This window comes from Nostoc sp. (assembly GCF_036917375.1).
In the GTDB taxonomy this organism is placed as follows: Bacteria; Cyanobacteriota; Cyanobacteriia; order Cyanobacteriales; family Nostocaceae; genus Nostoc.
Map to the genome: position 1 here is coordinate 117887 of NZ_JBALDN010000050.1, position 24795 is coordinate 142681.

Consider the following 24795-nt stretch of genomic DNA (forward strand, 5'->3'; position numbering starts at 1 on the left):
AGTCTAAATTTTAGCGATTAACCATTACCTCTGGTGAAACAGCAAAAGTTAAAACTGTTTCATCTACTCCTTTAAGTTCTAGCGGACTACCTTTAGTAATTTCTCCTTCCTGCAAATAATCTGCTACGGCAGCAGAAACCAGGATTGTACCGGGAACAGCAGCAGCTTGTAACCTTGCGGCAATATTGACACTTGGGCCAATAGCAGTATAATCGGCTCGTTCAGCGCTACCAAACATCCCCACAACAGCAGTACCTTGGTGAATACCACACCGGAACTGTACGCTAGTAAGTTTGTCGCTATCGAATACACCTTGCTCTCGCCAGCGTTGGTTCAAGTCAGCCAGTGAGCGGTGCATTGCTCTTGCTGTATTAATGGCACGACGCACTTGTTCGTTAGGGGTTAGTTCTTCCGGCGCTCCATATAAAGCTAAAATAGCGTCTCCCATAAATTTATCTACAGTGCCGCCATTGCTAAAGACAACTTTGGTCATGGCTTCTAAATATTCATTTAGCAACTCTGCAACTCGTCGAGATCTGAGAGTATTTGCTAGCTGTGTAAAACCCACAATGTCGCTAAATAAAACTGTAATTAAGCGTGGTTCTGGGCGCAAATCTAACGTTAAATCTCCGGTTGCGGCTTTTTGCACCAATACAGCAGGCAAAAAGCGCTTTAGCACCGATTCTGTTAGATAAGTATTTAACTCCACAATTCGCCGTTCATTTTCTTTCAACGCTAAAAGATTGCGAACTTCCGCCAAAAGTTCCCGATCGTTGAATGGTTTTGCTAAATAAGCGTCCGCGCCATGTTCTGTACCTTCGATGCGGGTTTCTTCATCTACTTTCGCTGTCAGCAGAATGATTGGTGTTCCTTTCAACGTCTCCTCATTGCGGATCATTTGAATCATCTCAAGTCCGCTGACTAAGGGCATCATTAAGTCAGTCACAATCAAGCTGGGTAGAATTTCCTTAGCTCTACTGTGCCCTTCATGACCGTTACGAGCTGTTTGTACATGATAGCCATTACGGCGGAAAATTTCAGATACATAAGTTCGCAAATCGGGGTTGTCATCTACAACTAAAATTGAGTGCTGAGTCTTATGTGCTGAGTCTTGAGCATCAACACTGGGGGAGAGGTTTATTGTAATATCTTCAATATTGTCTGTTGTTGACTCTACTAGTTCTAAATCAGCTAATTCTACGCTAGCGCGGCTTGTATTCACTTCGGTAGGCGTTTCTAGTACTTGCTGTGCAGGTAAATGAGCATTTCCAGTCACCAACCATAAACTAAAAGTAGTACCTTCACCATAAACTGATTCCACGGTAACTTGACCACCATGTAATTCGACTAATTCTTTAACTAAAGCTAAACCTAAACCACTGCCTTCATAGGAGCGGTTTGCTGAACCTTCAGCTTGGCGAAAGCGCTCGAATAAGTGGGGAATTTGTTCTTTAACAATACCAATTCCAGTATCTTGCACTTGTAATATGCAGCGATCGCGCTCAGATTTTAGTCTGACACTGATGGTGCCACCTTCGGGAGTAAACTTCATGGCATTTGACAAGAGGTTATAAACCACCTTGTCAAATTTTTCCATGTCCAAGTACACCGTCGAACACTCATCTAACTGGGTAACGAGATGCAGTCTCTTTTTCTCACAGTAAGGACGAAAAGATTCAACTATTTGGCTGACAAATTCGACTAAATTACAGGGATGGAAGCTAGGCTGCATTCTCCCGGCATTCAGGCGTTGTAAATCCAGGAGTTGATTTACCAGTCGCAGCAGGCGGCGGGAGTTACGCAGGGCGATCGCACTTTGAGAGTAAGATAATCCTTCACCAGCCGCTACCGCCGACTCTAAAGGCCCTTGAATCAAGGTAATCGGTGTGCGAAACTCATGGGAAATATTTTGAAAAAATTCGGTTTTTTGTTTGTCTAATTCCAGTAACCGTTCCGCTTGTTGGCGAGTTTTTTGATATAAGTGTGACTGCTGCACAGCGATCGCGGCTTGCGCTGCCACTGCTTTCGCCAAATCGATATCAGATGGGAGCCATTGGCGGACTTTTTTACCTTCATGCAACGTAATACTACCGATGCATTTACCATCAGCTAATAATGGTACGAACATTAGCGATCGCGCTGGCATTTTTAAAGGCAAATCAAAACCCCGCACATCTGAGGGAGAATGGCTCACATTACCAATTACCACAGGTTCATGTGTCTGTAGCATTTGTTGGAGGATGGGATTTTCCTGAATCGATGCTTGAGAATAGGGTAATCTCTGGTTTGGTAGGTGATGATTGCTACTTGAATTATTATCTGGGGCTGGCGCTCTTAAATTTTCTAGATGTTGAAAACTATCATATAAACCCACACATTCAACAAATTCATCTTCCTCTGTCCACAAAGACAAGACGCATCCATCAACTTGTAAAACTTGTCCCAATTGTTGGGTAATAGCCGCAAAGATATCTTGAGGATCTAAGCTAGAGCGAATTGCGCTAGTAATCGTATTAATCAAGCTCTCCCGTTTAGCAAGGGCACGTACTTGTTCGTAAGCATAAGCTTGAGACAAAGCTAAGGCTGCCTGATCCGCTACCATCAACACTAACTGCACCTCATCCTCGCCCCAGAAACGAGGAACAGAACACTGGTGCAGTGCTAGCACTGCCATCAGTTCTTGTTGGCAGATCAATGGCACAACTAAACTAGAACAAATGTTAGCAGCAGCAAAAGCTTGCTCCCGCTCACGCAGCTCGGGAGTGTTACCGTGAATGCGCTCATCATCGATCGCATCGTGAATTACCTGGACTTCGCGAGTTTCCCATACCGTCTGAGCCAAAAGAGACAAAGAAGGAGAGGAAATGGGGGGTAGAGGAAAAAGACTTACTCCAACTTCCCCTGTACTCCCCTGCTCAAGGGCTTCTTCAGAAAGAGGCTTCTGATAAATAAACCCTTTATCCGCCAACTGCTCATCTTGGAAGGGACGTAGCAGACAAACATCCACCTCCAACATATGACCCACTGTATCTACAATTGCTTGCAAAATTTGTCTGTAGTCTAAAGCACTGCGAATCGTATTGGTCACGGTATTCAGCAGCGATTCTTGACGTAGTGTACGGGTAAGTTCGCGGGTTCTAGCTTTGAGGACATTGTGAGTATCCAAAGCTTGCCGTACTACTGCTTTTAGTTCTTCCGCTTCCCACGGTTTAGTGACATATTTAAATACCTTGCCAGCATTGATTGCTTCCACCAAGTCTTCGACATCGGTGTAGCCAGTTAAAATAATCCGGATAATATCTGGATATTGAGTTGCTGTCAGGCTCAAAAATTCTGTACCGCTCATCATTGGCATCCGCTGATCGGAGATGATCACCGCGATCTCTCCCTCTTGAGCCAGCAGATCGAGGGCCGCAGGGCCAGAGGTTGCCCTTAGCACCTTATAATCGCGATAAAAAGTGCGGTAAAGCAAGTCAAGGTTGTCTGGTTCATCATCGACAACCAAAATTTTAGGCTTACTGTTTGCTTGGGATTTCATGCACCGCTTTCCTGCTGCAACGGCAGTCGGATAAAGAATAATCTGATCAGGTAAGGATTTTTCTGAGTCAGGTAAGAGCAGAGCATTTCGACCAATAGGGCTGTTTGGCTACATGACTGCTGAGTGTAGGAGCGTTTACTCACAGTAATTCGTCTCAATTGCTTGTGCCGATTACCGTTTGCGTTGGTGCAGGGTAATTGCTTTCATTGTCAGTTTTAGTGTTACAGAGTCGACGCTTACTTGCCAAATCTTTTTTCACCTCCTGTGAGCAATGTCTGATAATACATACAGCGCTCATAGCCAGCTGAAAAATCCAGATAAAGCTGCATATTAAGTTTTCCCTCCACAGATGTTGTAATAACACTTGCAGGTAAATTTTATTTATGGTAGTCATGGTAGAGTCAGCGAAATTCAAACAATAAGATTTAAAGCCAAAGTATACTATTAGACAAATACCTCTTTCTAATTTAGCAATCAGAACTATCATTAAGACAAGTGTTAGTGGTTGAGGAGTTAGAGATTAGGGATTAGGAAACCTTACAGATTCTTGTCCCAGTACCTGTACAGCTTACTTCTAGGACTTAGTGGCAAAGTAGTATCAGTGTGCGGTAACTGTAAAAAACAAGTTCAGTACTGTAACCAAGGGTAGTTTGAAACCACAGTTTGCCAATAGTGTACTTACTTAACAATTTTGGAGATGCTGCTTACAGATAAGTTATGCTATTCCTCTGCCCACTCGCTAAAAGCTCTATCACTTTAGAGATGTTTTTGTGGTAATCAGTTTGCTATTCTGCCTACCTAAAAGAAGGTGTGCAATGAAGATACTGAGTTTAAGGTTATAGATTTATAAAGTTGTAACTCCTAATACTCTTTCAAAAATGCAGGTTATAAAACTCCAAACTAAAGTGTAAAATTTGTTTAATCTACAAGAAAAAGCGAATTACCAATATTGGTTCAGTTAAATCTCCTGGGCAACTCTATAAGTTCTGATTTAGTTTAAATCTTGTTTTAGGATATTTGAGAAAATTTTTGTTGAATAAAATCAATACTAAACTAGCCTTGAAATATCGGTTTTTTCACCCATACCACCAACAGGCAATCGATCCAGCTTCCTGCCAATTCCAAATTCGTACAGCTACACCTGCTGATTTGATTGGTGTTGCTCAAATTATTACTGAAAGCTTTCACTCCCACAACGGTATATGGGGATGGGCTTTCCCATTGCTACGTCTGGGTATTTACGAAGACTTAAGGCATCGGATGGCATCACCTGCGCCTCGTCATCTTTGCTTAGTTGCCCTTGAAGCTACTACTGGTGAGGCTAATAACTTAGTAGGAAGTGTGGAAATGGGTGTACGCTATAGTAATGATTCATGGAGCCAGGTTGGTGTAGGTTTTCCTTACTTATCTAATTTAGCGGTTCACCCAAAATACCGTAGACATGGTGTGGCTTCAGGATTACTTACTAGCTGTGAAAAAGTCTCTCGCGAGTGGGGATTTCAAGACTTATATCTCCATGTTTTAGAAAATAACCATCAAGCACGACAGCTTTATTTCAAGCTGGGATATCGAGTGCATAAAGTCGAATCTAATTGGAATACATTTCTTCTAAGACGCTCAAGCCAGATGTTATTGCACAAGCACCTGAGTGCTGATTCTATTATCTGAGTTTTGTTTTGGTAATTGCAAAGTTTTGTATTCTGCTCCAATTAATTCGATAAAATCTGTAACTTATAGCGGCAAGTAAACACAAACTAAGCTAAACCATGTCTACCTTGAGAACCATAGTTATTCTGACTTAGAGAAAGCTCAAAACTCAAGCCAGGACTAAATAATATACTCTTATTAAGAACTCTAGGTTTTCAAATGGACGGGGTTTAATGAGATATTTAGCCAATATTAGCTAAATATCCATATAAATCCGCTTTGATTTCGAGGACTGACTTGGTTTAGCAGGCAAGAGCTAAGATAAAGAAGGATCTTTGAGTTATACTGAGTTTTCTCACGCAATCAAATAGGAGTCCTATAAATCAAAACTAAAAGATGTTTGTTAATTTACGAAGCGAGTAAATAGCTTTTGATATTTTTTTCTCAAAAGAATATTTGATTGAAACTTTTTACAAAAAATCCCCTTGTCCTTATAAACAAATTATCTTTTTAGTAAATATTTTTAATGTTAAAAAATGTTAAATTTAACTTTTGGGATTTATGGTTAACAAATTTTTTCAAGCATTTGATATAAATGAAAATGGACTATAATGGGAACATAGATGAAATAGCGTTGAAAAAACCATTATTTCCTCATAATAACTTTGTAATTCATTTATTCATCTTTATAAAAACTTTAAGAAAACACGAGTATTGTTTACAGACAAATCTAGTTATATCTCATAAAATATAATCACTCAATTACTAAAACAACGCCTATATATTGCTGTTTTTAGTTAAATTGACCAGGAAAGTGTTGATAATAAAAGAATTCAAAAAGTTGATTTGATATAACAGCTAGTTCCGTTTTGAAGTGCATACTACAACAACATTCATTAAAAGTTTAAAAAACATGGATAGCGAACAGCATCGACGCTATCAGACCTCTATGGTATCAACTTATTACCCTGAAACTACTTTCCTTGACTCTGTTGTCATGTCAGACGGAACTGAGCAATCACAAAGCTCGGATATCCTTACACGTTTGCACAGTGGAGAAGTTTTCATCGTCAATAGTCGTAGGCGAAATGGATTAATACTCTTTAAACGCTACCATGCAGAGTTTGCTGGGCCTGGGGCTGCTGTGGGTGGGGATTACGATTGTGATTGCCAAAGGGCGCTGCCCATAGGTAATCTCTCTTTATTAACTCCTGAATCTAATGAAGAACGCCAGAAGGCTTACTTGATTAGGCGACAGTGGATTCGATTGATCAAACAAATTACAGAGAATCCAATGCCTGGGCAGCGAGTCCAGAAGATTCTCGATCAATTTGAACAATACTTTCCACCAGAAATAGTGGCTCTTTTGCCGGATGTTGCTTTTGCACTTTTAGTAGGTGTGCTGCCACAAACAGTGGGAGTAGTACGCCGTTTGGGCAGTGAGGTAAATAGCAGGTTTAATTACTGAGTAAATTGCTAAGATGACAAATTTGTCAAAGCAGCTTTTACTCGATTAACGGTGCGGGCGTTTTCTTCTATCGTTCCGACAGTAATTCGCAATCCTCCGCTAATGTGTCGTACAAGAGTGCCAAGTGTTCTAAGTTTCTGGTGGAAAGTTTTTAAAGCAGCTTCTTGTGAATTAAAGCCATTTGGTTTAAGACGCAGGTAAATAAAGTTGGCAGCACTTGGAGTAATTTGTAGTTCCGGTTGCTGGGATAAAATTTCGATGAGTTTAGCTCGTTCACTCAGGGTCTGAGGAATTGATTCCAGCAAGAGTGTACGATTTTGCAAACCAACTAAGGCAGCTGCTATAGAAAAACTGGGGAGATTGTAGGGTAAGCGAACTTTTTCTAAAATGGCGATCGCTTCAGGATGAGCAACGCAATAACCAATACGGAGAGATGCCAAACGGAAAGCTTTAGAAAAAGTGCGTAATATTACCCAATTAGGATGCTGTGCTAATTCACCTACTAGGGTAGTTTGGCTGAATTCAAAGTAAGCTTCATCAATTACTACCAAAATATGCTGTGGCAAACTTTTTAACCACGCTAACTCTGCCGCAGTTAAGCTGTTGGCAGTCGGCGAATTGGGATGGACTACGAAAACTACGCGAATGGGGGGATTTTGAGTTTGTTCGATCGCAGACTGTGCGGCGCTTATGTCAATTTCAAAATTTGTTTCATTTCTCCCCACCGTCACTACAGGAATGCCCAAAGTTTGTGCTAAAATCCCGTACATTGAGAAAGTGGGATTGGCAACGAGAATTGATCCTTCTCCTCCTAAACAGGTGGCGATTAATAAAGAGCGGATTAGTTCATCTGAACCATTACCAACAGAAATATTAGCAGCAGTAAATAACGATGATGAGAGGTCGGCTGACTGATTAACGTACTCAGCGATCGCATTCTTAAGTGTTTCATGTCCGCCATCAGGATAACGATTTGTTTCAATTACTTGCTGATAAGTCCACGCCAGCTTCTCTTTTAATTCAGGAGGTAAATCGTAGGGGCTTTCATTTGTATCTAACCGATCGAACTGTGTGGCGACACAATTGGCTGTATCGCTGCTAGGGTGAGGTTTATAGGCACTGAATTGGGCTAAATCTGACCGGATGAAGGGAAGCATAGTTTTAGTCATTAGTCATTGGTCATTAGTCATTGGTCATTAGTAACTAACAAAGGACAAATGACTAAGGACATTATTTATGTGTGAGTCTAATATTTTACAACTTCAAGGTAATTGGCAAAAGAGGCGAATTGCCTGCCAAATTTCTTCCATAACATTACCCAAGGCGTGGTCACTGTCGAGTTCAACTAACTTTACCCAAGGACGCGATCGCGCCAAGTCGCGACTAGCTTCGATCGGAATGACTTCATCCTTTTTGCCATGCAAAATCAGTGTGGAGATAGGGCGTTGTAAAAACTTTTCTTGGTATTGGGCAGCATCTATCACGAAATTGTAATTTAAGGAAAGCGAGCGCTGTTCCCCATAGTGGTAGACCATAATATATTTTTCTTGCTGCCAACGCTGTACTTCTTTGTCTCCTAGCTTAGGCAACCAATGGCATAAAAACCCAAAAGCTGGTGCTAGCAAAACTAAGCGTTGCACTTGCAAATTTTGTTGTCCCAAGTGGGCAGCGGTCAAACCACCCAAACTTGAGCCAATTATTGTTACTGGTGTAGAATCATTGCTGAATTCTGCGGCAACTTGAGCGAGCTGACGAGTGATGGTTAATTGGGAAAAATCGCCAGCATTGAGATCGGGAATTTTCAGCCTTGTCTGAATTTGGGTAAAGCGATCGCCTATATCCCGCGCTTTGGCAGATTTAGGGCTAGAAGCAAAGCCGTGAAGATATATGTAGTCCAAAGCTGTAAATAGTTAGGAGTTAAAAATTATCGAGTGTTGATAAATAAAGATTTATCATTTGTTGTGTCTCACTTGTAATTCATAACTCACAACTCCTCACTCCTAAGTTTTGTTACCGCATTGTGACAAATTCCTCTGCGGATGAGGGATGGATACCCACAGTGGCATCAAAGTCTTTTTTAGTTGCGCCCATCTTGACTGCGATCGCTACACCTTGGATAATCTCAGCCGCACTTTCACCTACCATGTGAGCGCCTAGAACTTTGTCGGTGTTGCCATCAACCACCAACTTCATCATTGTCTTCTCTTGTTTACCAGTCAAACTGTGGTACATAGGGCGAAAGCGAGTGCGAAAAATTTTGACGGCATCACCGAATTTTTCTCGTGCTTCGGCTTCTGTCCAGCCGACTGTTGCAGCTTCTGGGGTAGAAAATATGGCTGTGGGCACAGTTTCGTGACTGAATTCGCGGCGATTATTCCCAAATTCGCTATCGGCAAAGGCGCGACCTTCGCCAATGGCCACGGGAGTTAAATTGATTCGGTCGGTGACATCGCCAACAGCAAAAATATTCGGTTGACTAGTTTGACTATATTCATTGACTGCGATCGCACTTGTGGTAGGGTATCCAGGTCCTTCGATAGAACTAGCAACAACATCAACCCCAGCGTTTTCTAAACCTAATCCATCTACATTGGGGGTTCGACCGGTCGCTACTAAAAACACATCAGCAATTAGTGTTTCTTGGTCGTCTCCTGATAAAGTCAGTTTCAACCCTTCTGGGACGCGTTCAATTACTTTCACCACATTATTCTTAATCAAGCGAATTCCGTGGTTCGTCATACCCTCTTCAATTTCTATGCGGACATCTTCATCAAACCCATTCAAAATCTTTTCACCTCTGGTAATTTGTGTTACCTCAGAACCCAGACCGCGCATAATACAAGCAAATTCCGTGCCGATATAACCAGCGCCAATAATGACGATGTGTTTTGGTTGTTCTTTTAAATGAAAGATTTCGTCGGAGGTAATGCCATGTTCCATCCCTGGTAAATCTGGCTTGACGGGACGCCCACCAACAGCAATTAAAATTTTGTCTGCTGTAACTTTACGTCCATCAACTTCTACAGTGTGGGGGTCTACTAATGTAGCGCGACCGGAAAATAGTTCTACTCCGGCTTTTTCTAAGAAGCTAATGTGTAATTGTGATAGTCGTCGAACTTCCTTATCTATAGATGTAATGAAATATTCCCAGTCAAACTCAGCATTACCTACTTTCCAGCCATAGCCTGAAGCGTCACTGAACAGTTCGGGAAAGTGAGAGCCATAGACCATGAGTTTTTTGGGAACGCAACCGCGAATCACACAAGTGCCACCAACTAAATCATATTCAGCGATCGCCACTTTTGCGCCGTAGCTAGCCGCTCGTTTGGAAGCCGCCAAACCTCCAGAACCCGCACCAATTACAAACAGGTCGTAATCAAAAGTCATAAGTTTATGTTCTCTTTAGCAACAAGTGAGTTCCTGGGAACTTACACACAGAACTTGATTGAACTATATAAGGATATCCGGTGAACGCTGTGTAAGTCCTATCCTTGATTTAATCTAGCGTTAGCAGATGCTATCTGGTCGTAGGGAATATCACTTTTTGCTTTGGCGGCAAGTAAAGGCAGTAGTTAACAGTTGGATAGTTCTGCCCCTAATCGAGCATAAGTCTGTGCTACCGCATTAGAGCAACTAAGTTCCACAGGAATTACGCAGAATTATGACAAGATGTACTGTCTTCGGCTTTCGCATAGCATTTTTACCTCCATTAGCAGTTTTTATGTACTTGGAGAGTCAGTTGGGGTTACAGGTGTTGGAGTTACTGGTGTTACGGGTGTTACAGGTGTTACGGGTGTCACTGGTATTGGAGTGACTGGTGTTGGAATTACTGGTGTTACGGGTGTTACGGGTGTTGGAGTTACTGGTGTTGGAGTTACTGGTGTTACGGGTGTTACGGGTGTTGGAGTTACTGGTGTTGGAGTTACTGGTGTTACGGGTGTTACGGGTGTTACGGGTGTTGGAGTTACTGGTGTTACGGGTGTTACGGGTGTTACGGGTGTTGGAGTTACAGGTGTTGGAGTGACTGGTGTTACGGGTGTTACGGGTGTTACGGGTGTTGGAGTTACTGGTGTTGGAGTGACTGGTGTTGGAGTTACAGGTGTTACGGGTGTTACTGGTGTTGGAGTAACTGGTGTTACGGGTGTTGGATCTGTTGGAGTGACGGGTGTTGGATCTGTTGAGGTTACGGGTGTTGAGGTTACGGGTGTTGGAGTGACGGGTGTTACGGGTGTCACGGGTGTTGGAGTGACTGGTGTTACGGGTGTTGGATCTGTTGAGGTTACGGGTGTTGGAGTGACGGGTGTTACGGGTGTCACGGGTGTTGGAGTGACAGGTGTTGAAGTTACAGGTGTTACGGGTGTTGGATCTGTTGGAGTGACGGGTGTTACGGGTGTTGGATTTGTTGAAGTTACAGGTGTTGGAGTGACAAGTGTTGGATTTGTTTGGGTTACGGGTGTTGGATTTGTTGGGCTGATTGTGATTGGTAATGTGTTATTTTGCGGATTTTTATTTGTCGGGTTTTCTGTACTAGAACCAGCACCAACTTTACTATCTTCAGTGTTTACCTTGCTGTTGTTACTAATTGGTACACTCTGCTGGTTAGTATTTGTTGAGGCTTGTCCTGTATTCTCTGAAGAGTTTGCTGAGGAATTGTCTTTAATAACATCATTACTACTAGGCGGATTTGAAGGACTAGGAGTTAGCTGCACAAAAGAGGGGTTTTCAATTACTCCCTCGCCTTTTATCGGTGGCTGTGCTTTCAAAGCCGCAGTAGTTTCGGCTTGAACACTGGTGATTGCAGGATCGGGTGTAGGCACAGGACTCTGCCTGTTCAAATCAAGTTCCCGAACCATCTGGCTCGTTTCATAAAAATTTCTTAGATCAAAATCATATAATCTCTGAAATTCTCCTTTAACTATAATCACCATTTGCCCTGCTTCCAACACCTGAGTTTGAGAAGCTTTCTTGTTAGAAACTTCAATACCGCTATTTGTCAGCGCACCCACAATCGTAGTGTCTGTTTGTTGGTCGTAGCGTACAAATAATGCTGAACCACGAATTGCTGCTGCTGCATTTGGTGTTTGTATGCGTGTTTGCCCCTTTCCTGGTGGGATGAGCAACAACACAGTCCCGTTTGTCAGTTTAAAGTCACGAGTCTTCGGCAAAAATTGAAATAACGCCTGTTCTCCAACTCGTGCCAATGAGCCATCATTAAAACGCAAATCTGCGAGAGAAGCTCGGCCAGTTGACAGCCCGTCCCCAGGAGTCATTGCATCTAATTTGCGTGCAGCACGTTTCTTTAATTTATCTTTGGGTATTAGTTGTACGATGTTGCGGAGGTTTTGAATCTCTGCTCGCGTTAAAGGAGTTATAGCACTTACCCGATTTGGCAAAGGCAGCACTATAAGTCCCCATAAACCAATCACCAATAATGGAAACGATTTATAAAACATAGTTTGAGAAATTTTGAGATTCAACTAATATCATAAAAATTAAATTTTAGGCTAGTGCCGATTGTGGTAAGAGATTTTTTAGGTAAATTAGTTTAAATTTTAATTTAGATTTAATACATAAAATGATAACAAATAAAACAAATGGCTCATATTTGATTTTTGAAAAAACTCAGCATATATCTATTAGTTTTTTTCGTATCCATCAACATGTTCCTTATCTATGCAAGCAAGTTCATGAATAAATTTGGATGACTATATCTATTTAGTTGATTTAAGTTTTCCTGCTAAAACTGAAATTGTATGCAATAAAGTCTGTATAAGGTTCAAAAGCTAGCATTTGATATAAACAATTGAACGAGAAGTACATTACATATAATCCTTTATAATCATTTCAGGCAGAAGGTCATTAATTATGGGGGACAATAACTTGCTAAGATTTGTTGTGGAATTATCCACTGGCTATATTTCACTAAAATTTAAGCAGTAATTTTATCGGAGCATCTCAGTTTTACAAAAAAAATCTGGGGAAAATCCGAAAAGCAGTAATTTTAGTTTGTAGTTTCAGTATATACCTACAAAGCCAAAATAGATGCAATCAATTGTATCTTTGTAGTCGGAACTTCCGATACAGCTTGTGGGTCTACATTTGCCAAACGCAATCAATGCGATCTAACCAGATGCGACTCAAGAACTGGAAAAATTTGTTTTTTTGTATTTTGTTAACGTCCAGTGGTGGAAGCTGGTGTTGCATTAGAGTAGATGCGGCAGAATCTGCAATTACAGATGTTTTACATCCTAATCATTTAGCAACTACACAGTTAACTCATGAGCAGTTATGTCATAAGTTGGAGCAAAAAGCAATTAACTCTTTGTGCAAGCTGTCGAATGAGTCACATACTTTAGACTCTCGGATACCGTTAAATCTGGCACAGCAAACACCAGAAACGACTCAAATCTCAGATCAAACCGAAGAACCTATAAATACTCAAAAGCAAAATGAACCGCCACAGCTAGAATCTCCGCCAAATAATTTGCCTATATCTCCTTCAGACTCAAAGGAGCAACTATTAAATTTACCTGAGAGAGAGTATTCTCAAAGGCGAGATAGGTTAATAGAACTGCTACGATCGCCAAAACCACCGTTTGAATCTAATAGCGATCGCGAATTGGGGTTGCGAGTACGGTTACGACCCTTAGAACAACAACCCCTAGAACAACAGCTACCACCACCGACAGAACAACCAGTACCTCAGTTTAAACCTATCGGCTATCTACAAGGACGTGTCGGCTACTTCCAAACGAGTAACATTTTTTCCTCAAATGATAGTCCCATAGAAGATGGTTTAATTATTTCTGGACTGACACTAGCCTCTACATATTTCCCTTTAGGATCTAAGACTTTTGTAAATGGCTCAATTGATGGCAATCTGATTCGTTATATAAATCAGTCACAATATCATTACAACCAGGTGAGATTCAATCTCAGTATTTACCAGCAGCTATCCCAACGAATGTTTGGACAAATCAGTTGGAGCAATCAACAGTTATTTTATGCCAACAGCAGCGATCGCTTCGATAGCTTCAAAGCAGGCGATCGCTTTTTAAATGAAAATTCCCTACAGCTATCTTTGGGACGCCGAGATCCCTTAACTTCAAGATTAACCCTAGATAGCTTCTACCAGTTGAGTGTAAATTTTGCCGATCCCCAAAGTCGTAATCGGATAATCAATACTTTTTGGGTATCTCTGAACTACTACTTGCAAAAGCCTCTCCAGGTTGGTATTGATTACCAAATGAGTTTATCAGACTTTACACAGCGCGATCGAGAAGACGAATTTTATCGGCTATTTGGACACTTAAATTATCAAATATCCGATACCATTTATATGAATGTCCAGGCTGGAGTAAGTTTAGGTAGTTCAACCGCCGAAAACATTGATTTTGATGGCTGGTTCTTTAGTATTAATTATGGTTTGCAATTAGGTCGGTTTTGAGAAGAGTTAGGAGTTAAGAGTTAGGAGTTTGGAGTTTTAATTCTTAACTTCTCACTCCTAACTCCTAACTATAAATAGGAAATCCAATCACTCCAGCTACCAGCATAAAGTTTACCCTTGCTAATACCAGCTAATTCTAAAGACAGTAAATTCACACAAGCAGTAACGCCAGAACCGCAATATACCAATATTTCTTCGGCTGTTTTTAGCTTTTCCCACCGACGACGTTGTTCTTCTGGAGGGAGTAGGTAGCCGGAAGAGTCTGTAACTTCTTGCCAGGGATAGTTGACTGCACCGGGAATATGTCCAGCAATTCGATCGATTGGCTCTCGTTCGCCTCGGTAGCGATCGCTCTCTCTTGAATCTACCAATACTACCTCATGGCTATCTTTCCGGCTTTTCACGGCTGTAATATCTACCACCTTTTCTGTTTGTACTTCAGCGACAAACGTACCCATCCGCGGGGAAGGAATAACATCTGTAACAGAATATCCAGCTTTTTGCCATCCAGCGAAGCCGCCATCTAGTACTGCTACTTGCTCATGTCCTAGATAGCGCAACAGCCACCATAGACGAGATGCAAAGGCAAAGCGGGAATCATCATAAGCTACAACTAAACTTTTTTGGTAATTTACCCCAATCGCTGCCAATTTGTTAGCTATATCATTAGGGTTAGGTAAAGGATGTCTTCCGCCATGCTTACCCACTGGACTGGAAAGATCCTGATTCAAATCTAAGTAATATGACCCCTTTATGTGACTTTTTTGATACTGTTGTTGTCCTAGTTGTGGATCGGCTAAAGAAAAGCGACAATCCACAATAACGACTTGCGGATCTTCTAGATGTTCAAACAGCCAAGCTGGCGAAACAACAAATTGAGAATGGGGCATTGGGAATTGGGCATTATCTTAAAGGACTTACGCAACTGGCACAAATACGATTTATTACTACTGTTTGTGCTTGGTTGGTGGTGGCAGTGTCATCAGTTGCGATCGCGCTAATCAGGTTTTTGTACTGTAGGATAACGTTACCAATGATGACTTTATCATCTTTTGTACCGAAGTCTAGCAATCGCTTATAGGTTGGGTTAAGGAACGAATACTAAGTTGCCAAACAGCTTGTTCTTTCTTTAGTTAACGAAATGCAGATATTTTTCCTTTGTATCGGGGATGGCAAAGACGAGTAGAATTGCTCTTAATTAGCCGCTATCGCCGCAAAAAATCATCATTTGAATGTTGGGTTTTGCTTTGTTCGACCCAAACTACAGAATCGATTTAATTCTACTAAGGTGCATCTATTTCACTTCTGTGCTTAATATTTTCAAAGCTGTATCCTAATTCCTCAATAAACTTTTCTAATTCATCTATATAAGAAAAGTAATAGTTATCTTTTTGCCTAATGTCCTCTCCTGTTTCATATTCTCCGCTTTCATGAACATCTCGCCGTAGTTCTTTGATAAGTACATGATATGGTGTTTTCTGTCTTTTTTCGGCTTCTCTGATTTTGATTAAATAGAGGTATTCTTCTAAATAATCTTCTCTCTTCGGTATAAATGTCAACTTCGGGAGTTTATTAATTAAAATCCAGCCTAAGTATTCATCATTATCTGTTTCTTTTTTATACCCCCATTGTTCTCCATGATTTAATTTTTTATCCAGTTCTATTTTATCCATATACCCTTTATTGAATTAATCTTTCATCAAATATTGTTTTCTTCTCGTACTCTAGTTTTATGGATTCGATAGTTGATTCATTTGGTCTCTTAATTATCCCAAATTTCCCCATTATTCGGTCAAGGCTCAAAGGTCAAAAAACTCTGGACTCTTGACTTTTGACTCTGGACAACCTATATCAAAAAAATATTGACACTTACGTAAGTCCTAATTTAGTTTTTTGTCAAATGTCAGACTTAGAAAATTTTACACCTAAGTTAACAGCAGATGGTTCTTTCACCTTTGTCTCTCAAGAGTTTGGTGAATCCTTTCACAGCGATTCTGGAGCGCAGCAGGAAAGTTTTTGCAAGTTTGTGGAACCGACTCAACTGGCTACAGCAGCGCAAAAACCGATCTTGCGACTATTAGATGTTTGTTATGGTCTAGGATATAACACGGCTGCTGCTTTGCAAACGATTTGGGACGTGAATCCTAGTTGTTGTGTTGAAGTAATCGGTTTAGAACTGAATCCAGCAGTGGCACAAGCGGCGATCGCTCATCATTTGTTCGACAATTGGAACTCTAAGTATATTGAAATTTTGAAACAGCTAGCTTTTGAGCATCAAGTGCAAACACCTTACTTGAAAGCGAAGCTACTAATTGGCGATGCTAGAACTACGATCGCGCTAGTACATCAGTCAGGTTTCTGGGCAGATGCAATTTTCCTCGATCCCTTTTCACCACCACAGTGTCCTCAATTATGGACTGTTGAATTTATTAAACAGCTGTCATTGTGTTTACATCCAGATGGTTTATTAGCCACCTATTCTTGTGCTGCTGCTGTACGCACAGCACTTTTGTCTGCTGGCTTAGTGATAGGTTCTACCCCACCCGTAGGAAGGCGATCGCCTGGTACCGTGGCAACACATTCTCAAAATGCTGAGTCTAAAGACCACTCGCCACTCACTACCCTCTCAGAAGTTGAAAAAGAACACTTGCTAACTCGTGCTGCTATTCCCTATCGCGATCCTCAATTGAGCGATCCAACTGAAGTCATAGTTAGGCGACGACAACAAGAGCAACAAACCTCTTGTCTAGAACCTGCCTCTCATTGGCGAAAAAGGTGGCTACTAGGAACACAAGGCAGGGATTTTATGGGAACTAGTTTGTAGTTTGATTACAATATCATACAATATGCTACGCTTATAGGCTGCAAGCCTAATTCAACGAGTTTTTACCAGTCAAATAGCTTATTAATATGCTAGTATTCAATATTACATAGTCTAAAACAGTACTTGGATATTGCTATAACTGAGTAAGTAAAAACATTTGTATCTAATGATTACAATGATTACTATACAGACTTGAAGTCAAAATCCGATATTTTGAGATAAAGAAGCCAAATATAAACCTTTCTGACGCCAAAAAGCGAAAAAATCTCCGTAAAAAACCTGATTTAACATTTGCGAGAATTTATCATACTGGAATTAGAAGCAAAAAATTTGACAACAAGATACACCTTGTTCGTAACATAAAAGATACATGCTGCGGAAAATTCCATCAGCAGCTTGACATTATGCATAATCCATATCGAAACTCTGACTTAGATATCGTCAAATATTAAATTTTTTTTTAAAATCTGACACTGTTAACTAACTTGTGAAAAAACTTGGAGTGCCTTTGTGATTCAATGGAAATCCAACCATACAGGCTTTACAGAAAAAATTGTTAATGGGTCAAACCCCACTAGCACAGTAAAGAGTATCGGTTCAAATCATTTTGTGGAATCGCAAAATGCGGAGGGTTATTCTTTAGGCTTATCTCAAGGAGACCTTATGCTTGAAAATAGGCAAGCAATGTCTTCTTGGATAAAATCTGATGTTAATTGTGATGATGATTCATTGGTCTCTAGAACACTACAAGCCAAAGGTTCTAAAGTGAATGGGTTTGATTTAGATCCGCCGAAGGTTTTAGTCGTTGACGATCATGCCGCCAGCCGGATGACTGCTGTTGCTCTCTTGGGAATGGAAGGATACGAAGTGATTGAGGCGGACAGTGGTTCTATTGTTGTCGGATTGGTAACTCAAAAACAACCAGATTTGATTTTGCTGGATGTAATGATGCCAGGAATGGATGGATTTGAAGTGTGCCAATTGCTTAAACAAGACGAGCAGACTAGGTTAATTCCAGTAATTTTTATTACAGCCTTAAATGACAGGCGATCGCGCATTCGGGGAATTGAAGTTGGGGCAGATGATTTTCTCACCAAACCCTTCGATCGCGTGGAACTAGCGGCGCGTGTAAAGTCGTTGGTGCGGCAGAAGCGTCTAAACGAAGATTTAGACCATGCCGAACAAGTACTGTTTTCCATTGCCATGTCCATTGAAAGCCGCGATCCCAATACAGGCAACCATTGCGAACGTCTAGTAAAACTGGGACAAGTTTTTGGTGAATACCTCAACCTGTCACGCTATCAAATTCGAGATTTGATGTGGGGTGGTTATCTCCACGATATCGGAAAGGTAGGTATTCCCGATGCTGTGCTGCTAAAAAAAGGCAAACTCACCTCCGAAGATTGGCAAATTATGCAGCAGCACGTTTTGATCGGAGAAAAAATCTGCCAACCACTACGGAGTATGCGCGGTGTAATTCCGATTATTCGTCATCACCACGAACGTTGGGATGGCTCAGGCTACCCCGATAGACTGAAGGGGGATGATATTCCCTACCTAGCGCAAGTATTTCAGTTAATTGATATTTATGATGCCCTAACCAGCGAAAGACCTTACAAAAGAGCTTTTACTTCAGTAGAAGCACTTTTAGTGATGCAAGAAGAAGCTGATTCTGGTTGGCGTAACCCCAAACTAATGCAGCAGTTTGCAGAGTTTATTTGCTCTTGTCAGGAAAAAGGGAAGAATGGGGAATAGGGAGTAATGATTTGTAGCTGCTGTAATGAAGGCTAATTGGTATGACGACGATCTCTCGTTTTGAGGAGTAAAGTTATACCGACTCTTGAATTTCGACTCCTTTAATATTTTCAGTCTTCTATAATTAGCTGGTATGATTTGAGCCGAGATTTTAAAGTACCAACAGCATTAATCACAATTTCACTGATAGCTGATAGCTAATTATGGTAGTTGTAGCAATTCTAGCGGCGGGACGCGGCACACGGATGAAATCACGCTTACCCAAGGTTTTACATTCTTTGGGTGGGCGATCGCTAGTAGAGAGAGTTCTCGAAAGTGTAGAACCACTTTCGCCCTCACGGCGAATCGTGATTGTGGGATATCAATCTGAGGAAGTGCAAGCCGCCATGCATTCAATTCCCAGTTTGGAGTTTGTCGAACAGACTGTGCAATTGGGGACAGGTCATGCTATCCAGCAATTACTTCCTCACTTGGAAAATTACACTGGAGATTTGCTGGTACTTAACGGCGATTTACCGTTAATACGCAGCGAAACTCTTAAGCAGATGTTACAAACTCACGTCCGAAATCAAAACTCTGCCACTATTCTCACCTCGCACCTACCTGACCCCACAGGCTACGGGCGCGTTTTTTGTAACGATGAAAATATTGTGCAGCAAATAGTCGAACACAAGGATTGTACGGCTGCTCAAAGACAAAATCAGCGGATTAACGCTGGAGTTTACTGCTTTCACTGGCCAGATTTGGCAAAGGTGCTTCCCCACCTCCAGACAAACAATGCTCAAAAAGAATACTATCTTACCGATGCCGTGACTCAGGTAGGACAAGTAATGGCAGTGGATGTGGAAGATTACCAAGAAATTCTTGGCATCAACGATCGCTTGCAACTGGCAGCAGCATACGAAATTTTGCAAAAACGAGTCAAGGAAAAATGGATGCTGGCGGGTGTCACCCTTATCGACCCCACAAGCATCACCATTGATGAAACAGTAGAATTGCAGCCGGATGTAATTATTGAACCCCAAACTCACCTGCGGGGAAATACGGTAATCCAAGCAGGAAGTCACATTGGGCCGGGGAGTTTAATTGAAAATAGTCAGTTAAGTGAAAATGTCACAGTGCAATATTCAGTAGTCATAAATAGCACCGTGCAGTCCGGAAGCCGAATTGGCCCTTATACTCATTTGCGCGGTCAGGTACAGGTAGGTGCTGGTTGCCGTGTGGGGAATTTTGTAGAACTGAAAAATACGCAATTAGGCGATCGCACCAATGCAGCACATTTGTCATATATAGGTGATACTGTTGTCGGCAATCGGGTGAATATTGGTGCTGGTACAATTACTGCCAACTATGACGGCGTGAAGAAACATCGCACCAAAATAGGCGATCGGACAAAAACTGGCGCCAATAGCGTTTTAGTGGCTCCGCTCACCTTGGGAGATGATGTCTATATCGCAGCTGGTTCTACTGTGACAGAAGATGTGCCTGATGATTCTCTGGTAATTGCCCGTAGTCGTCAGGTGGTGAAACCAGCTTGGCGAAGGAAAAATGTTGAAAATGAAACCACAGATCGACATAAATAATTCATCGGTGTTAATCGCGGTTGATCTGTGGTTTATAGTTTAAAACCACGATTTTTGCTAGATGTCTAATCTAGCTAGATTAGTAGTATAGCCAAAATCTCAACATATAACATGCATGGAAGAACTGCTAGAACTTAGGCAATTTCTAGAACAAGGCAAAATCCATGAGGCGCTGCTGTTGGTGGATGAGTTAGAAGAAATGAGCCTCAGTGACAAAATCAATAAAATTGATAGTTATGGTGTGATTCTGCTCATCCATTTAATTAAACAAATGGCCGAAAAACGTTCTACTCGCTCTTGGGATGTTTCAATAGAAAATACAGTGCGGGAAATCAACAAAATAAACAAGCGCCGCAAATCCGGTGGCTTTTACTTGAATCCAGCAGAATTAATCGATATTCTGGAACAAGGATATCAAGTGGCACTGAAACGAGCGGCGCTAGAAGCTTTTGAAGGACGTTATGAAGCCCAAGAATTGGCCGCAATGGTTGACCAGCAAGAAACTTTAGCCGAAGCCCTGAAACTGATTCAACAATAGCCGATCAGTTCGTTGCCAGTCCATTCCAAAGTATCGCCAATTTTTTCGCCATTGTGGTAGGCGGCGAGTAAGATTTCGCTAGTTTTTCCCCAAGCGATCGCTCCACTAGCATCTAAGGCGATCGCTCCCAAATCGCGTTTGTTCTCGTGGGCTTCCCCAAAGGAGCGCTGCATGGCCTCCTTCAGTGACATCCCATCAGTGACACGCACTACAATCCGTGCGGCTAAACACTCATCGATGATATCTTCGCCAATGCCAGTACAGCTAACACCAGCATTACTAGTCGCATAATTACCTGCTGGCATCGCCGAATCACTTACCCTGCCAATCCGCTCAAATCCCTTACCACCAGTAGAAGTGCCAGCAGCTAGCTTACCAGATGCATCTAAAGCGACTACACCGATGGTACCGCGTCCGGCATTGCTAGTTTCTAGCAGTTCGGGTTCTGCTACCACGCCAGCCATTGTACTTTTAAAATTATCCTGGCGCTCTTGTATCCACTCTTGTAACCGCAAATCAGTTAAAGCGTTATAGCTGGGAATTTGCATTTCCCGCGCCAACTCAGCCGAACCGAAATCTGATAGCACTCGGTCTGGCGAGCTTTGTAAAAATTGCGCTAAATCAATCGGATTTTTCACCCGCGAGATATTAATCACACCACTAAACCGCCCTGATGCACCATCCATCAGGGAAGCACTCATACGAATTTGTCCATCAGATTGCAATACTGAACCAGTACCAGCATTAAAACGGGGGTTGTCTTCGAGCATTAGGCAACCCTGCACCACCGCCTCAGAGGCAGTTGCTCCTGACAATAGCAAAGAATAAACTTCTTCTACTACTGTATGGAGCGATCGGCGCACCGCCTCTAATCCTCCTTTACCGTGGAGAGAACTACCAGCCCCGCCATGAATAATTAATTTAGGTTGCACCTGTAACTCCATTAATCTCTTGCGCTATTTGCGTCTGTGTTGCAGTTGGTTTCATTTTGAGCTTCAGAACGGCGACGACGACAACGTTCTGAGCAGTATTTCACATCGTCCCAACAATCTTGCCACTTTTTACGCCATGTGAAAGGACGTTGACATACCGGACAGATTTTTGTAGGTAGGTCAGATTTCGAACGAATACGTCCCATATAAATACTGTGTAAATGAGAATTTCATTTCTGAGGGAGATGGAAGATAATTATAACCAGTTTGCTACGAAGGCAGGATAAATTCGACGAACAAATATATTGTCAATCTATCCTTAGAGTTATTTGCAATATCTATTCTAAAAAGAGAGAGGCTTTGAATCTTACTATCCTTCTCTTTTAGGAACTTGTAAAAAATAAATTATCCCAAACTATTTCTAGATTTGTAGAGGCGCAAGGACTTACATTGACCTTAACTTAAGGTTAAAGCTTTTAGCAGTTTATCTCATTGCCTGTCAGAGACTGGGAATGCTTAATGAGAGGCAGCATTTTTAGCCTCTGGCTGGAAACGAGATATTAAAGAAGTTTTAGCTTAAGTTTACTGATACCAATAAAGGACATGAAACACCCTGAGGGGTTAGGGCAAGTCTGTTTCATGTCCTAAAAGGTGCTGATTTACAAGCGTTTCAAGCAAAAAAAATCAGGTGAATAAAAAATCTGATTGCACAAGAAAATAGTAATGCCTTCTCTACGAGAGGCTTCTCTTTCAGAGACACTAACGCGAACGCCAACGGCAAGGCTCCGCTAACGTACTGAAATTGACTCTTTGAGATAGTAATTTTGCGATTACTAACTTTCTCACATTTACTGCCTATGTTATTGACAATATCCTTAATAGATTGAATGAAATAGACTTGGAGGTTAGGGGAATTAAAAGTAGTTAAACTCATATCGAAACACTTTTCAAACAACCTCTAAATACTAGATGTTGTCAATAGCTTGATAGTATATAGCAAAGTACTTTTCAAACAATTTTTTAATACTATAAAGGTGTCAGTAACTTGATAGTAGAATGTTTTTTCGTTTTTGAAAGAAAATTTACGTAAAACTACTGTTCATCGAATTCTAATAGTGCTATTCTTTGTATGCTGCTAAAAAACAAGTTGTAGTAGCACGACAACAAACACGTTTACCTTACTAACTCTTAGGAAAGAAAATCATGATTATCAAAGATCTTTCTCATGTAGAAACCGTTCTTGAAACTGAGAATGTTCAAGGTGGAGCAGCAGTTGCAGATGCTGCTGCAATTGCATATGCTTTTGGTAAAAACTTCGCTGGCATAGAAACTAGCACTTCGACCTTTACTTACTCCGGCAAATTCAGCGCAGCTGCTGGTGCTTCTAAATCTAAATCTGCTTCCTACTAAATATGCCTTAGTTCTACAGTGTACTACAGCGCATTTTAGATAGAAAAATTGCTGAAAGTTGTAAAAAACTTTCAGCAATACATTTGTTTTTCAAGGAGAGCTTTTTTTATGGAACGATTAAGAATTTCCGATCTGAGTTTTTGTGAAGATGAAATTTCCGATCTTAGTCAAGTACAAGGGGGATTTGAATCTGGTTTCGTAAGTAGTCTTTCTAGTGCTTTCAATAGCAAATTTGAATCAGGCTACTACGTTGATAAGAATGGCAAGATAGTCCCTAAAATTGACGCTAGTATTAGTGGTGCTGCTGCTGGGGCTATTGCTGGTGGTATTTCTGTTGGTGGTAAGCTTGTTTTATATAGCAATACATCTGCATCTGCAACAACTTCCTAAAGCTTGCATAACTACATTGTAGGAAGCTTTTATGGGCGATGTCCATAAAAGCTTCTTATAAATATTTCTATACCTCTACCTTATACCACATATAACAGTATAAGACAGTAGGTAAAAGCGACACTTCGACGTTGCTCACTGACCATGCTTGTTTTTGAGTTCAAAGCTTCTGAAAAATCTGCCCAGATAACAGCATTAGATAATGCAATTTTGACTGTAAAATTCATTCGTAATAGCTGTATTCGGCTATAGATGAATGTTAAAAATGCAGCTAAAAACTATTTGCGTAAATATTGAATTGATTGTGCTATATTTGCAGCTAAATTTTATTTTGCAAATGAACTTAACTCAATGGCAATACTTACCAGTACAGAACAAGTATGGTCTTCTATTTCTCGGTTTTATGACAACTGAAAAAGGGATACTCCGGGTTTCAAACCATTCATTTTGATAGTTATTTATTTGCATTTATTTAATGCTTATCTGTCAGGGTGCAAAATCACAAAATCATTTGCATACCTAATGACTAGGGGTTCCCATAAATGCCATTTCCCCTTAATTTTTTATTTTTTCAGGGAAGACGCTTTTTATAGCAGTTCTCGTTTATGTGAGCTACACCTGTAGTGGGATGAGAAGCTATGCTACTACACCTTGTGATATAAAGATTTTGTACTGCATCTGAATGGAACCGCTATATTATGGTTTCTCAATCGTGCAGAGCGATATTAGCCAAAAGTAGAGAGAATAGAGTGCAGACGGAGCGCGCATCTCGATACATCCTCTGTCTCAATTTACTAACGGTTTTGCTGAGCTGACAGAAGTTTGCTACCTTTTGATATATAGCAGGGCTTAATAGTAACTGCGGATAACCATTACTGTTTTTGTGTGGTCGATCAGTCTCTTTTAGCCATTTTGCTTTTACGATGGATTAATGTGACTTTACTTTCGCTATCCATGACCTGAACTTCCCTTAGTGCAAACGTGCTAAGTAGGTAGGCGAAAAACCCGAAGAAATAAAACCTCGTTCTGCCAGAACTCGATCGATTCGATTTGTGATAGTCAGGGTAACTATTACTTGTCCCATTTGCTTACCTGAAGACTTGGTAATATTAGCTTACCCATTTCAGCAAACTCCTGGAAACAAAATATTTTTGAGAGATGGCTTAAAACTGGAGTTTAGACTAAATCGTCGAAATCAAAGAAAAAAGAGGAGGTCTGATTGAACACAGGCCCACTTTTGACAGAAGGTGAGAGAAGAACCAC

18 protein-coding genes are annotated in these 24795 nt (G+C 41.1%); 9 read left to right on the forward strand and 9 right to left on the reverse strand.

Annotated features, from left to right (window positions below):
- Nucleotides 1-10: 10 nt before the first annotated feature.
- Entirely contained in the window at nt 11-3538 is a 3528-nt protein-coding gene (locus tag V7K45_RS13360; RefSeq protein WP_335004060.1) for a response regulator, read from the reverse strand.
- A gap of 1029 nt (nt 3539-4567) precedes the next feature.
- Between V7K45_RS13360 and V7K45_RS13365 the strand changes: the two genes are divergently transcribed.
- Nucleotides 4568-5206, forward strand: coding sequence for a GNAT family N-acetyltransferase (locus V7K45_RS13365; RefSeq protein ID WP_442941993.1), 639 nt, complete (start codon nt 4568-4570; stop codon nt 5204-5206).
- 892 nt (nt 5207-6098) lie between these two features.
- Nucleotides 6099-6653 carry a hypothetical protein gene (locus V7K45_RS13370; protein WP_335004064.1) on the forward strand — a complete coding sequence of 185 codons (555 nt, stop codon included), beginning with the start codon at nt 6099-6101 and terminating at the stop codon, nt 6651-6653.
- An 8-nt stretch (nt 6654-6661) separates the two neighbouring features.
- Here the strand turns inward: V7K45_RS13370 and V7K45_RS13375 are convergent, their stop codons facing one another.
- The 4 genes from V7K45_RS13375 to V7K45_RS13390 all read right to left on the reverse strand — a co-directional run bounded on the left by V7K45_RS13375 (nt 6662) and on the right by V7K45_RS13390 (nt 12106).
- Complete coding sequence (locus V7K45_RS13375; protein ID WP_335004104.1) at nt 6662-7810, reverse strand: histidinol-phosphate transaminase; 1149 nt, start codon at nt 7808-7810, stop codon at nt 6662-6664.
- Between the two features lie 105 nt (nt 7811-7915).
- The gene (locus V7K45_RS13380; RefSeq protein ID WP_335004066.1) at nt 7916-8551 is read right to left on the reverse strand and encodes a YqiA/YcfP family alpha/beta fold hydrolase; all 636 of its coding nucleotides are present in this window, start codon (nt 8549-8551) and stop codon (nt 7916-7918) included.
- A gap of 112 nt (nt 8552-8663) precedes the next feature.
- On the reverse strand, nt 8664-10040 hold the full coding sequence (gene gor / locus V7K45_RS13385) for a glutathione-disulfide reductase (RefSeq protein WP_335004068.1): 1377 nt from the start codon (nt 10038-10040) through the stop codon (nt 8664-8666).
- A gap of 332 nt (nt 10041-10372) precedes the next feature.
- Complete coding sequence (locus V7K45_RS13390) at nt 10373-12106, reverse strand: FecR domain-containing protein (protein ID WP_335004070.1); 1734 nt, start codon at nt 12104-12106, stop codon at nt 10373-10375.
- A 662-nt stretch (nt 12107-12768) separates the two neighbouring features.
- Here V7K45_RS13390 and V7K45_RS13395 point away from each other — a divergent pair.
- Nucleotides 12769-14100: a hypothetical protein gene (locus V7K45_RS13395; RefSeq protein ID WP_442941994.1), complete on the forward strand. Its 1332-nt coding sequence runs from the start codon at nt 12769-12771 to the stop codon at nt 14098-14100.
- Between the two features lie 68 nt (nt 14101-14168).
- Here the strand turns inward: V7K45_RS13395 and V7K45_RS13400 are convergent, their stop codons facing one another.
- Together V7K45_RS13400 and V7K45_RS13405 are read right to left on the reverse strand one after the other, a co-directional pair.
- Complete coding sequence (locus V7K45_RS13400; protein WP_335004072.1) at nt 14169-14990, reverse strand: sulfurtransferase; 822 nt, start codon at nt 14988-14990, stop codon at nt 14169-14171.
- A 393-nt stretch (nt 14991-15383) separates the two neighbouring features.
- Nucleotides 15384-15773, reverse strand: coding sequence for a hypothetical protein (locus V7K45_RS13405; RefSeq protein ID WP_335004074.1), 390 nt, complete (start codon nt 15771-15773; stop codon nt 15384-15386).
- Between the two features lie 227 nt (nt 15774-16000).
- On the opposite strand from V7K45_RS13405, the gene V7K45_RS13410 reads away from it, so the two are divergent.
- From V7K45_RS13410 to V7K45_RS13425, 4 genes are all read left to right on the forward strand, one after another.
- Nucleotides 16001-16924 (forward strand): tRNA (5-methylaminomethyl-2-thiouridine)(34)-methyltransferase MnmD, encoded by a 924-nt coding sequence (locus V7K45_RS13410; RefSeq protein ID WP_335004076.1) that lies wholly within the window; start codon nt 16001-16003, stop codon nt 16922-16924.
- Nucleotides 16925-17434: 510 nt separating this feature from the next.
- Entirely contained in the window at nt 17435-18679 is a 1245-nt protein-coding gene (locus V7K45_RS13415; RefSeq protein WP_335004078.1) for a response regulator, read from the forward strand.
- Between the two features lie 203 nt (nt 18680-18882).
- Nucleotides 18883-20262 (forward strand): bifunctional UDP-N-acetylglucosamine diphosphorylase/glucosamine-1-phosphate N-acetyltransferase GlmU, encoded by a 1380-nt coding sequence (glmU, locus tag V7K45_RS13420; protein ID WP_335004080.1) that lies wholly within the window; start codon nt 18883-18885, stop codon nt 20260-20262.
- Between the two features lie 115 nt (nt 20263-20377).
- Complete coding sequence (locus V7K45_RS13425) at nt 20378-20800, forward strand: DUF29 family protein (protein ID WP_335004082.1); 423 nt, start codon at nt 20378-20380, stop codon at nt 20798-20800.
- Here V7K45_RS13425 and V7K45_RS13430 read toward each other — a convergent pair.
- Together V7K45_RS13430 and V7K45_RS13435 are read right to left on the reverse strand one after the other, a co-directional pair.
- Entirely contained in the window at nt 20791-21744 is a 954-nt protein-coding gene (locus V7K45_RS13430; protein ID WP_335004084.1) for an isoaspartyl peptidase/L-asparaginase, read from the reverse strand. The two genes, V7K45_RS13425 and V7K45_RS13430, sit on opposite strands and share 10 nt — an antisense overlap.
- Entirely contained in the window at nt 21744-21938 is a 195-nt protein-coding gene (locus V7K45_RS13435) for a DUF2256 domain-containing protein (protein ID WP_335004086.1), read from the reverse strand. Before V7K45_RS13435 ends, V7K45_RS13430 begins: the two co-directional genes overlap by 1 nt.
- A gap of 997 nt (nt 21939-22935) precedes the next feature.
- Here V7K45_RS13435 and V7K45_RS13440 point away from each other — a divergent pair.
- The gene (locus tag V7K45_RS13440; protein ID WP_335004088.1) at nt 22936-23142 is read left to right on the forward strand and encodes a hypothetical protein; all 207 of its coding nucleotides are present in this window, start codon (nt 22936-22938) and stop codon (nt 23140-23142) included.
- Nucleotides 23143-23250: 108 nt separating this feature from the next.
- The gene (locus tag V7K45_RS13445) at nt 23251-23532 is read left to right on the forward strand and encodes a hypothetical protein (protein ID WP_335004090.1); all 282 of its coding nucleotides are present in this window, start codon (nt 23251-23253) and stop codon (nt 23530-23532) included.
- Nucleotides 23533-24795: the final 1263 nt, after the last annotated feature.